We start from the raw sequence: 11264 nt of genomic DNA on the forward strand, positions 1-11264 counted from the left end.
TGCAAGCCCCCCAGGCTTACGTGTTTCCAAGGATATGACCATGTCCCAAGATCGTCGCTACAGCTTCGAGTTCTTCCCTACGAAGACCGACGCTGGGCATGAAAAGCTGATCGCCACTGCTCGTCAGCTGGCCACGTATAACCCCGATTTCTTCTCCTGCACCTACGGCGCGGGTGGTTCGACTCGCGATCGCACGCTCAACACCGTGCTGCAGCTCGAAAGCGAAGTAAAAGTCCCGGCCGCCCCGCATCTGTCGTGCGTGGGCGATAGCAAGGACGACTTGCGCGGCCTGCTGAGCCAGTACCAGTCCGCCGGCATCAAGCGCATCGTAGCGCTGCGCGGTGACCTGCCTTCGGGCATGGGCATGGCCAGCGGCGAAATGCGCCACGCCAATGACCTGGTTGAATTCATTCGTGAAGAGACCGGCGACCATTTCCACATCGAAGTCGCGGCGTACCCGGAAATGCATCCGCAAGCGCGCAACTTCGAAGACGATCTCGCCAATTTCGTGCGCAAGGCCAACGCCGGCGCCGACAGTGCGATCACCCAGTACTTCTTCAACGCCGACAGCTACTTCTACTTCGTCGAGCGCGTTCGGGCGTTGGGTGTGAACATTCCGATCGTGCCGGGCATCATGCCGATCACCAACTACAGCAAGCTGGCGCGCTTCTCCGATGCCTGTGGTGCGGAAATTCCGCGCTGGATCCGCAAGCAACTGGAAGCCTACGGCGATGATGCCCAGAGCATTCAGAACTTCGGCGAGCAGGTCATCACCCAGATGTGCGAACGCCTGCTCGAGGGCGGCGCTCCGGGGCTGCACTTCTACACGCTCAATCAGGCTGAAGCGAGCCTGGCAGTGTGGAATAACCTGAAGCTGCCGCGCTAAAAGTCGTTAAAGCAAGATCAAAAGATCGCAGCCTTCGGTAGCTCCTACAGAGAAATGTGTATTCCCTGTAGGAGCTACCGCAGGCTGCGATCTTTTGCTTTAAACGCCCCCGTTAATGTGACACAACCCTCGGAGATAGAGCTTCAGGCTGCTGTTTCTGGCTCTTTGGGGCTTCTCGTCGTAATCTCAGCCCATGCCTTTGATTACGCAGTTACTCGCCGTGCTTGTCTTCACTTGCCTGAGCTTTGCCGCCCGGGGCGAGAAGCTGCGCATTGTCACGGAACCGTGGGCACCCTACGTCTACGAGCAAGACGGCAAAGCAATGGGGCTGGACTACGAAACCACGGCTATTGTCTTCAAGCGCCTGGGCATTGAAGTGCAATGGCAATTTCTGCCGTGGAAGCGTTGCCTGTCGATGCTTGAGTCGGGCCTGGCAGATGGTGCACTGGACATTTTCCACAGCAAGGAGCGCGACGCGACCTTGCTGTACCCCGCAGAACCACTCTCTGAAGTGCGGTTCGTAATGTTCTACGCCAATGACCGCCCCTACCCGTTTCGCACTCTGGACGAACTGCGCGGCCTGACCATCGGCACATCACCCGGCTACCTGTACAGCAAGGATTTCAGCGACTCCACGCTGTTCACCCGTGAACCGGCACCGAGTCATGAAGCCAACTTCGGCAAACTGCTGCGCGGGCGGATCGACCTGCTGATTACTGACCGCCGGGTAGGCCAGCATATGCTCGATGAGTTGAAAATCCGCGACAAAATCACCGAAAACCCGGTCGTGATCAGTCAGCAGAGCCAGTTCCTCGCCGTGCGGCGTAACGCCGGCATGGATTTGCTGGTGCAGCGTTTCGGCGCCGAACTCAAACGTTTCAAGCTCGAGCCGGGCTACGCTGAATTGAGTTCGCGCTACGGCGCAGAACCGGCGGCCAGCGTGCCGAGCGAAAAGGTTACGGCAGCTACGGAAAAAACCGTTGAGCAGCAGGAAAGCAGCGCGCAGTGATTGCTCTGTTATACTCCGTCCTTCCCGCCAGGCTCACGCCCGGACGCTCGGACTCGTTCAAGGCATCTCAAACCCGCTACTGCGCAGCTTCCAGCCCGCGCGAGCGCTTGCAGATGAGCCTTCGAGGCCCAGCAGGACCGGACGGGATTGCGTCTCCTTAAACGCGATTCGCGCCAGGCAAGACTCCCATTGGGCCAAGCCCTAACTAGAACAGGATTACTCATGTCCTTTGCTTCCCTCGGTCTCTCCGAGGCTTTAGTCCGCGCCATCGAGGCAGCGGGCTATACCGAGCCTACTCCGGTGCAACAGCGGGCCATTCCCGCCGTGTTGCAAGGTCGCGACCTTATGGTTGCGGCACAGACAGGTACTGGTAAAACCGGCGGCTTCGCCCTTCCGATCCTGGAGCGGTTGTTCCCAAACGGTCACCCGGACAAATCCCAGCGTCACGGCCCGCGCCAACCGCGCGTACTGGTCCTGACCCCGACTCGCGAACTCGCGGCCCAGGTGCATGAAAGCTTCAAGGTCTATGCCCGTGACCTGAAGTTCGTCAGCGCCTGCATCTTCGGTGGCGTCGGCATGAACCCGCAGGTTCAGGCCATGTCCCGTGGTGTTGACGTGCTGGTGGCCTGCCCTGGCCGTCTGCTCGACCTGGCCGGCCAAGGCAGCGTCGATCTGTCCCACGTGGAAATCCTCGTGCTGGACGAAGCCGACCGCATGCTCGACATGGGCTTCGTCCATGACGTGAAAAAGGTTCTGGCCCGTCTGCCGGCCAAACGGCAGAACCTGCTGTTTTCGGCGACCTTCTCCAAGGACATCACCGACCTCGCCGGCAAGCTGCTGCACAACCCGGAACGCATCGAAGTCACGCCGCCGAACACCACGGTCGAGCGTATCGAGCAGCGCGTATTCCGCCTGCCGGCCAGCCACAAGCGTTCCCTGCTGGCGCACCTGATTACCGCTGGCGCCTGGGAACAGGTACTGGTCTTCACCCGCACCAAACACGGCGCCAACCGCCTGGCCGAGTACCTGGACAAACACGGCCTGAGCGCCGTTGCGATCCACGGCAACAAGAGCCAGAACGCGCGCACCAAAGCCCTGGCCGACTTCAAGGCCGGTACCGTGCGCATCCTGGTTGCCACCGACATCGCCGCGCGCGGCCTGGACATCGACCAGTTGCCACACGTGGTCAACTTCGAACTGCCTAACGTTGACGAAGACTACGTACACCGCATTGGTCGTACCGGTCGTGCCGGCCGTTCGGGCGAGGCCATCTCTCTGGTAGCGCCAGACGAAGAGAAACTGCTGAAAAGCATCGAACGCATGACCAAGCAGAAGATCGCCGACGGCGACCTGATGGGCTTCGATGCCAGCGCCGTGGAAGCCGAGAAACCGGAAGCACGCGAGCGTCCGGACATGCGTAACCCCCGCAATCCACGTGGCCCGCGCGGCGACGGCCCGAACGGCGGTGGCGGCGGTGGTGGTCGCAAGGACAAAGGCAAAGACAAGGGCAAGGAAAAACCTGCCGCCTCCGGTCGCGGCGAGCGCCCGGCCCGCGAACAAAAACCACGTGAAGGCACCCCGGCCCGCGAACAGCGTCAGCCAAGCCAGCCGCCACGTGCCGCTGCCGATCGTGCTCCGGACGAGTTTCTGGACGACGATATCGATAACTTCGGTAACCGCGTCGACTACGTCCCGCAACAAAAACCGGCACAGGGTCGTGGCCGCCGTCCGGGTGCTCCGGCACAAGGCACAGCAGCCGGTTCGGGCGCACCACGTGGCGGCAAGCCACAAGGTCGCCAAAGCGGTCCACGCAACAGCGATGGCGCCAGCACCGGCACACCGCCAGCCAAGCGCAGCGGCCCACGCAATGGTGCGCCACGTGATGGCCAGGCCCGTCGCGAAGATTCGCGCAATCGCCGCCCGGCCCGTGACGACCAGCCGCGTTCCGAGCCAGCCGTGCAGAACCCGCGCGGTCCAGCGCCGAAGATCATGCACAAGGAGTCGAAGGCTGATCGCTTCCCGACACCTGAGCAACTGGATCAACTGCCAAGCCGTCCTCGCGGTGAAAAACCGGCATTGCTGACCCGCAATCGCTGATTTGTCGCTGCAATAAAAATGCCCCGTGCCGAAAGGTCCGGGGCATTTTTTATGAGCGATACAAATCCTGCAGGAGCGAGCCTGCTCGCGATGGTCGTCAACGATAACGCTGGGAACCTGACACCCCGCGGCGTTCTCAGGCTCATCGCGAGCAGGCTCGCTCCTACAGGGGATTATGTACAGCAATAAAAAACGCCCGCGCTCGATAGAGCAGCGGGCGTTTTTTGTCAGGCGCGAAAGTTATTTCGCTTTGACACCTTCAAAGGTTACGTACATTTCAACTGCATCGGACGATGGACCGAGATCTTTCTGCTTGCCGAAGTCGGAACGCTTGAGGCTGAAGGTACCCTCGAAGCCAGCACGGTAGCCGCCCCATGGATCCTTGCCTTCACCCAGGAAAGTAGCCTTGACCACGATTGGCTTGGTTACACCGAGGATAGTCAGGTCGCCTGCCACGTCCGCAGTGTCCTTGCCAGCGGCGTTCTTGCCAGTGGATTTGACGCTGGTGGAAACAAACGTGGCTTTGCTCCCATTCAGGAAGTCTTTGCTGGAGATGTGCTTGTCACGTTCGGCGTTGTTGGTGAACACGCTGGCGGTGTTCACGTTGAACTCGATCTTGCTGTCTTCAGGCTTGGCAGCGTCGAAGCTGAACTTGCCGTCGATGTCCTTGAAAGTACCGGTGATGTAGCTGTAGCCCAGGTGGCTGATCTTGAAGTCAACGAAGGCATGCTGGCCTTCTTTGTCGACGACGTAGTCAGCAGCCATCGCATTGGCGGACAACAGGGCGGAGCCGATTGCCAGAGCGGCCAGAGTCTTTTTCAACATGCTTTCATTTCCTTTGGAGTCGAGGTTGAACATCAGGCTTTGCGCCCCAGCATTCGCGTCAGGGTCGCATCACGATCGAGAAAATGGTGCTTCAGTGCTGCCAACGCATGGAGACCGGAAAAAATGACCAGTGCCCATGCCAGGTACAAATGAATCACCCCGGCGGTATCTGCCTGGTCCGGCAGCCCGGACACCAGAGCAGGCACTTCAAACAGGCCAAACACCGATATCCCGACACCTTCTGCGGTGGAAATCAGGTAACCGGCAATCATTACAGCGAACAGCGCGAAATACAGGAACAGATGACCAAACGTGGCACCCATGCGCGTCAGGCGGCTATAGCTTTGCAACGCCGGCGGCGGCGGACTGATCCAGCGCCACAGCACTCGCAGCGCCATGACACCCAACAGCACCAGGCCGATGCTCTTGTGCAATTCCGGTGCATCTTTGCGCCAGGTGCTGTAGTAATCGAGATCGATCATCCACAGGCCCAGGGCAAAAAGACCGAAGACCGCCAGCGCCACACCCCAGTGCAGGAAGATGCTGACCCAGCCGTAGCGGGAGGTAGAGTTACGTAGCTGCATTTGCCTGGATCCCTGTAAGTGCTGGCTCAAGACTATCGACTTATCTATCGAATTAAAGCCGAAAATTTCGCTTTGAAATATCGAGAAATACGATCAAGAGTCTGGAATGGGTGCGTTAAGGAAAGATTAAAAGGCAAAATTGTCAAAAAAAGTGAATACAGAACCAAAGAACACCTGAGTCAAAAGGTTTATTCGGCTTTGGGACACGGGCAGCGTGGCAAGGCACCACAGAGCAGGATCTGGCAGGAGCCAGCGGGGCGCCAGGAGAGCATCTCCCGATCAGGAAGTGAAATTATCGTCATGCCCTCTCCAATCAAGATAAATACCTTGATTATCTCGGGCCCTGGAACAGCGGAGGTGGGTCAATGCAATCAGGGTCGTACGGATTTATCTGGCATTTATGGGCCAGCTCCGGACTCAAACCTTTGGGAAACCACCTGCCGTTTGCACAGCCAGAAAGTGCTATCAACATGACTATTACAACGAGTTTTACTGTTTTAATATGTTCTCCAGTTACGTGAAGAACATAAATCTAACGATCAGGCTCAGCCTATCATTTCGTTCCGAAACCTTTGTGAGACATATCTGATGCCTCGCAGCAGCATGTAGGACCACAGTCAAAATCGGGATGTCCCATACTTGAAAGCAAAAAAAACGCGGCCCTTGAGCCGCGTTTTTTACGCCTGAACGTTTACTGAGCTTTAGTCACAGTCTCCGTCGCCGGTTTAACCGCTGGCTTTTTCGCCGTCTCGGCTTTCTTCACCGGCGCCTTGGCCGGGGCTTTTTTGGTTTCGGTCTTGGCTGCCGGTTTGGCTGGGGCCTTGGCCGGTGCCTTTTTCGCAGGCTCGGCTTTTACCGGTGCCGCAGGCTTCGGCGGTTCGACCGGGGCCGGCGCAGCAGCCGGTGCTGGAGCAGGTGTCGGTGCTGGAGCAACCGCCGGCTCCGGGGCTTTCACTGGCTCTGGCTTCTTCTCGTCAGCCGAGCCGCCAAACAGGTTGCTGAAGAAGTTGCCCTTCTTCGCCGCCACAGCACCTGCCGCCGCGGCGGTTGCAGCCTTCGCCGGTTCAAACGATTTGCCCGCCGCCAGGTCTTCAACCTGGCTGGCTGCACGCTTGCCGGTACGCAACGCGCCCTCCAGGGTACCCGGATAAAGGGTATCAGTGTGTTCGCCGGCAAAGGCTACACGCTGAATCGGACGTTCCCACAGGCGCCAGAATTTACTGATCTGGCCCGGACCGAAGGCCAGGTAGGCACCACCGGTTGACGGGTCGGTGCTGTAGCGACGGATTTCATAACCGGTGAACGAACCGCGCGCCTGTGGATAGAACGCGTGCAGACGGATCAGCACCTGATCGGCCATTTGCTTGTCGCCAAAGGCCTGCATCACCCGCGCGTTGTCGCCAGACAGGTTGATCACCACGTTGGCGCCGCCCTTCAAGGCCGGCTCGATCCACAACATGCCCAAGCCGGTGTTGCTGTAGATCTCGCCGGTCATGCGCGCCTTCGTCTCCCACACTGGCGTCTTGAACTTCAGCATGATCTGGTCGCGCCAACCGTAGTTGGTGCCTTTGATCGCGGCCAGGTGCTGGGCGTCCAGCGCTGGGGTCATCTGGATCTTGTTCAGAGCACGCAGCGGCACGGCCAGCACCACATAGTCAGCCTGATAACCGACGCTACCGACTTTGACGGTCACGCCGTCCTTGTCCTGAATGATTGCCGAGACCGGGGAATCGGTCTTGATGCTTTTCAGCTGTTTGACGAAAGCCTGAGCCAGCACCGGGCTGCCGCCGACCAGGCGCGACGCGCGCAGGTCACGGTCGGAGACTCCGCGATAGACCCGGCTCTGCTGCGCGTAATACAGCATCGACAGGCGTGAAGGTTCGTCGTAGTGGGTGCGGATGTCCTGGTTGATCAACTGCCGCGCGGTGGCCGGCAGGTTCTGCTTGTCGAGCCAGTTGGACACGTTGATCTGATCCAGCGCCTGCAGGGTGCTGCTAGCGATCGGATTCTGCGGATCGTCAATCGAACGCGCGAGATCATCCCGGGTCTTTTCGAAGCGCTTGAGCGCCTCGGCGGTGGCCGGCTGCTTGGTGGCCAGGTCGGCAGCGGAGAAATACTCGCCGTCGATCAGGTAGCTCGGGGTCCGGACGAACTCAGGAGCTGGCGTGGTGCTCAGCTTGAAAGTCGAGACATACTGGTTCAGCACCGGCTGGGTCTTGTCGTTGCCGATCCACTCGCTGGTGGCCATGCCGGAACGACCGCCCAGGCTCGATCGGGCTTCCAGCAGGGTAACCTGCCAGCCTTTGTTCTGCAGTTCATAAGCGGCAGTCAGGCCGGACAGGCCGCCACCGATCACGATTGCGGTTTTATCCTTGGCCAGCGCAGACACGCTGAACAGCCCCAACATCACCAGCGCACAGGCGCGCAGCCAACCGACAGACATTCAGCGAACTCCGGAAATACACAGAAAGGCTATTTTTGTGGGTCAGGCGACCCAAAGAATGGCGAAGAATACGTCAGCCATCAAAAGGCCGCCAGCGACGTCTATCGCCCCATGGAAAGTAGCTCAATCGCCACAATGGGTTGTTCCCGGGCGATGCATTGCATAGGCTTGCGCGATTGTTTGTCCGCGTGTGACACGGACCGCCTCCAGGAGACTTAAAATGGGCCTGAATAATCAGTGGATGCAGCGCGACCTGGCTGTTTTGTGGCATCCCTGCACCCAGATGAAAGATCACGAACAACTGCCGCTGATCCCGATCAAGCGCGGTGAAGGTGTCTGGCTGGAAGACTTCGAAGGCAAGCGCTATCTGGACGCGGTCAGCTCCTGGTGGGTCAACGTGTTCGGCCACGCCAACCCGCGGATCAATCAGCGCATCAAGGATCAGGTAGATCAACTGGAGCACGTGATCCTCGCCGGCTTCAGCCATCAACCGGTGATCGAATTGTCCGAACGACTGGTGAAGATGACCCCGCAAGGCCTGACCCGGTGTTTCTACGCCGATAACGGTTCGTCCTGCATCGAAGTCGCGCTCAAAATGAGCTTTCACTACTGGCTCAACCGCGGCCAGCCGAACAAGAAGCGCTTTGTCACCCTGACCAACAGCTACCACGGCGAAACCATGGCGGCGATGTCGGTGGGTGATGTGCCGCTGTTCACCGAAACCTACAAGGCCCTGCTGCTCGACACCATCAAAGTGCCGAGCCCGGATTGCTACCTGCGCCCCGAGGGCATGGGCTGGGAAGAGCACTCGCGCAACATGTTCGCCGCCATGGAGCAGACCCTGGCCGAGAACCATGACAGCGTGGCCGCAGTGATCGTCGAACCGCTGATCCAGGGCGCCGGCGGCATGCGCATGTATCACCCGGTGTACCTCAAACTGCTGCGCGAAGCCTGCGACCGCTACGGCGTGCACCTGATCCATGACGAAATTGCCGTCGGCTTTGGCCGTACCGGGACGATGTTCGCCTGCGAGCAGGCCGGTATCCGCCCGGACTTCCTCTGTCTGTCCAAGGCCCTGACTGGTGGTTACCTGCCGCTCGCGGCCTGCCTGACGACCGAGGACGTCTACGGCGCCTTCTATGACGACTATCCAACCCTGCGTGCCTTCCTGCACTCCCACAGCTACACCGGCAACCCGCTGGCCTGTGCGGCGGCCCTGGCGACGCTGGACATCTTCGAACAAGACAACGTCATCGAGACCAACAAGGCCCTGGCCCAGCGCATGGCGTCGTCCACCGCGCACCTGGTCGATCACCCCAATGTTGCCGAAGTGCGCCAGACCGGCATGGTACTGGCCATCGAGATGGTCAAGGACAAGGCGAGCAAAGAGGCTTATCCATGGCAGGAGCGCCGTGGCCTGAAGGTGTTCCAGCATGCATTGGAGCGCGGGGCTTTACTGCGGCCACTGGGCAGTGTGGTGTATTTTCTGCCACCGTATGTCATCACGCCGGAACAGATCGACTTCCTCGCCGAAGTGGCCAGTGAAGGGATCGACATCGCGACCCGCGACAGCGTCAGCGTGGCGGTGCCGAAGGATTTCCATCCGGGGTTCCGTGACCCGGGTTAATCAAGCACAGATCCCCTGTGGCGAGGGGGCTCGCCCCCGTTGGGTCGCGAAGCGACCCCAGACCCGGTAGTCCGGTTTCTCCAGTTAAGTTGCATCAGCCGGATTTACGACTGCTTCGCAGCCGAACGGGGGCAAGCCCCCTCGCCACAAGAGCGCCTTCGAACAATTTTTTTGAGAACCTTAATGAGACTGTCCCGCTTCTTTATCGACGCCCCCCTGAGCATCGGCGAGCACGAGTTACCCGAAGCCCAGGCCCACTACATCAGTCGCGTGTTGCGCATGGCCGAGGGCGATGCGCTGCAACTGTTCGACGGTTCTGGCCATGAATTTCGCGCCAGGCTCATCGACGTCGGCAAAAAACGCGTCGTGGTACAGATCGATGAAAGCTTCGCCGGCCAGGTCGAGTCGCCGTTGCAGATCCACCTTGGCCAGGGCCTGTCCCGTGGCGAACGCATGGACTGGGCGATTCAAAAAGCCACTGAACTGGGCGTCAGCGAAATCACCCCGATTTTCACCGAACGCTGTGAAGTCCGGCTCAAGGACGAACGCGCCGACAAACGCCTGCTGCACTGGCGTCAGGTGGCGATCAGCGCGTGCGAGCAATGTGGCCGCTCCAAGGTGCCGGTGATTCATCCACCGTTGCTGTTGACCGATTGGTTGAAACAGTCAGACGCTGAACTGAAGCTTGTGCTGCATCCGGTGGCCGAGCCATTGGTCAGCCATGCCAAGCCTGCGACCCTGGCCTTCCTGATCGGCCCTGAGGGCGGGTTGTCGGACGCCGAAGTCGAGCAGGCCAAGGCCAATGGTTTTCACGCCGCCCGCCTCGGCCCTCGAGTATTGCGCACAGAGACCGCGCCGGTGGTGGCGTTAGCGGTGGCCCAGCAGCTTTGGGGTGACTTCTAAGCAGCCATCGCCAACAAGTCGGATGCCGTACCGCAGCCCTACAAAAGCAGCGCGGTTCCTATAGGAGCCGGCTTGCCGGCGGTGGCCGCGGCTCGGTCTAAAGGACGTAAAAGAATATCGCCACAAAGTGCAGCAAGCTCCCGGCGATCACGAACAGGTGCCAGATCCCGTGGGCATGGCGCAGTCGATTATCGAGGGCGAAAAAGATAATCCCCACGGTATAGAGCACACCGCCAGTCGCCAGCCAGGCAAAGCCGGCGGTACCCAGCGCCGCCAGCAACGGCTTGACCGCCACCAGCACGATCCAGCCCATCACCGCATAAATCACGATCGACAGCACCCGCGCTTCCGATCTCGGCTTGATCTCCTGCAAGATGCCAATCAGCGCCAGCCCCCAGACAATCCCGAACAAGGTCCAGCCCCACGGTCCACGCAAGGTCACCAGGCAGAACGGCGTGTAGCTACCGGCGATCAACAGGTAGATCGAAAAATGATCGACCTTCTGCATGATCTCTTTCTTGCGTCCGCGCACGCTGTGGTACACGGTCGAAGCGCTGTAGAGCACCATCAAGGTAAAACCGTAGATCGCCACACTGACGATCTTCCATGGGCTGCCATCCATGGTGGCGATCACCAGCATCCACACCGCTCCGAACGTCGCTGCCACCGCCCCGACCAGATGCGTCCAGGCGTTCAATCTTTCCCCGTGATACATGTGTTGCTTACCTCGACATTCGTTACTGCAGTGCGCAAGGCTCAGGCTTCAAGCGTAAAAGCGCAATGTTTCCATACAACGCGATCCAGTACAGGGGCTGGCGCATTCGTTCGTTACAGTGGTGTCACTTTTAGATTGGTGGGCAGGGACCCGCTTCCACGGGAGATCGCATTTC

10 protein-coding genes are annotated in these 11264 nt (G+C 59.6%); 6 read left to right on the plus strand and 4 right to left on the minus strand.

Annotation, left to right across the window (positions count from 1 at the left end; genetic code table 11):
- The first annotated feature begins 40 nt into the window (after positions 1-40).
- The 3 genes from metF (at position 41) to rhlE2 (ending at position 3992) form a co-directional block, all read left to right on the plus strand.
- Complete coding sequence (gene metF / locus AC07OG_RS00440) at positions 41-886, plus strand: methylenetetrahydrofolate reductase [NAD(P)H] (protein WP_060542388.1); 846 nt, start codon at positions 41-43, stop codon at positions 884-886.
- Positions 887-1079: 193 nt separating this feature from the next.
- Complete coding sequence (locus AC07OG_RS00445; RefSeq protein ID WP_060542389.1) at positions 1080-1895, plus strand: substrate-binding periplasmic protein; 816 nt, start codon at positions 1080-1082, stop codon at positions 1893-1895.
- Between the two features lie 222 nt (positions 1896-2117).
- Positions 2118-3992 (plus strand): RNA helicase RhlE2, encoded by a 1875-nt coding sequence (rhlE2, locus tag AC07OG_RS00450; RefSeq protein ID WP_060542390.1) that lies wholly within the window; start codon positions 2118-2120, stop codon positions 3990-3992.
- Positions 3993-4232: 240 nt separating this feature from the next.
- Here rhlE2 and AC07OG_RS00455 read toward each other — a convergent pair whose 3' ends face one another.
- Together AC07OG_RS00455 and AC07OG_RS00460 are read right to left on the minus strand one after the other, a co-directional pair.
- Positions 4233-4850: a YceI family protein gene (locus AC07OG_RS00455; RefSeq protein WP_177336980.1), complete on the minus strand. Its 618-nt coding sequence runs from the start codon at positions 4848-4850 to the stop codon at positions 4233-4235.
- The gene (locus AC07OG_RS00460; RefSeq protein ID WP_218423658.1) at positions 4850-5401 is read right to left on the minus strand and encodes a cytochrome b; all 552 of its coding nucleotides are present in this window, start codon (positions 5399-5401) and stop codon (positions 4850-4852) included. Before AC07OG_RS00460 ends, AC07OG_RS00455 begins: the two co-directional genes overlap by 1 nt.
- Before the next feature lie 18 nt (positions 5402-5419).
- On the opposite strand from AC07OG_RS00460, the gene AC07OG_RS00465 reads away from it, so the two are divergent.
- The gene (locus AC07OG_RS00465; RefSeq protein ID WP_495065965.1) at positions 5420-5875 is read left to right on the plus strand and encodes a hypothetical protein; all 456 of its coding nucleotides are present in this window, start codon (positions 5420-5422) and stop codon (positions 5873-5875) included.
- Between the two features lie 217 nt (positions 5876-6092).
- Here the strand turns inward: AC07OG_RS00465 and AC07OG_RS00470 are convergent, their stop codons facing one another.
- A complete protein-coding gene (locus AC07OG_RS00470) occupies positions 6093-7844 on the minus strand; it encodes a flavin monoamine oxidase family protein (RefSeq protein WP_495065966.1) in 1752 nt (583 codons plus the stop codon).
- A 220-nt stretch (positions 7845-8064) separates the two neighbouring features.
- Here AC07OG_RS00470 and AC07OG_RS00475 point away from each other — a divergent pair, with 220 nt between their 5' ends.
- Both AC07OG_RS00475 and AC07OG_RS00480 read left to right on the plus strand, forming a co-directional pair.
- Positions 8065-9471 carry an adenosylmethionine--8-amino-7-oxononanoate transaminase gene (locus AC07OG_RS00475; RefSeq protein WP_060542393.1) on the plus strand — a complete coding sequence of 469 codons (1407 nt, stop codon included), beginning with the start codon at positions 8065-8067 and terminating at the stop codon, positions 9469-9471.
- Between the two features lie 183 nt (positions 9472-9654).
- A complete protein-coding gene (locus AC07OG_RS00480; RefSeq protein ID WP_495065967.1) occupies positions 9655-10374 on the plus strand; it encodes a 16S rRNA (uracil(1498)-N(3))-methyltransferase in 720 nt (239 codons plus the stop codon).
- Between the two features lie 97 nt (positions 10375-10471).
- Here AC07OG_RS00480 and trhA read toward each other — a convergent pair whose 3' ends face one another.
- Positions 10472-11089 (minus strand): PAQR family membrane homeostasis protein TrhA, encoded by a 618-nt coding sequence (gene trhA, locus AC07OG_RS00485; protein WP_495065968.1) that lies wholly within the window; start codon positions 11087-11089, stop codon positions 10472-10474.
- Between the last annotated feature and the right edge of the window lie 175 nt (positions 11090-11264).

This window comes from Pseudomonas sp. GW821-FHT09H03, assembly GCF_059415945.1.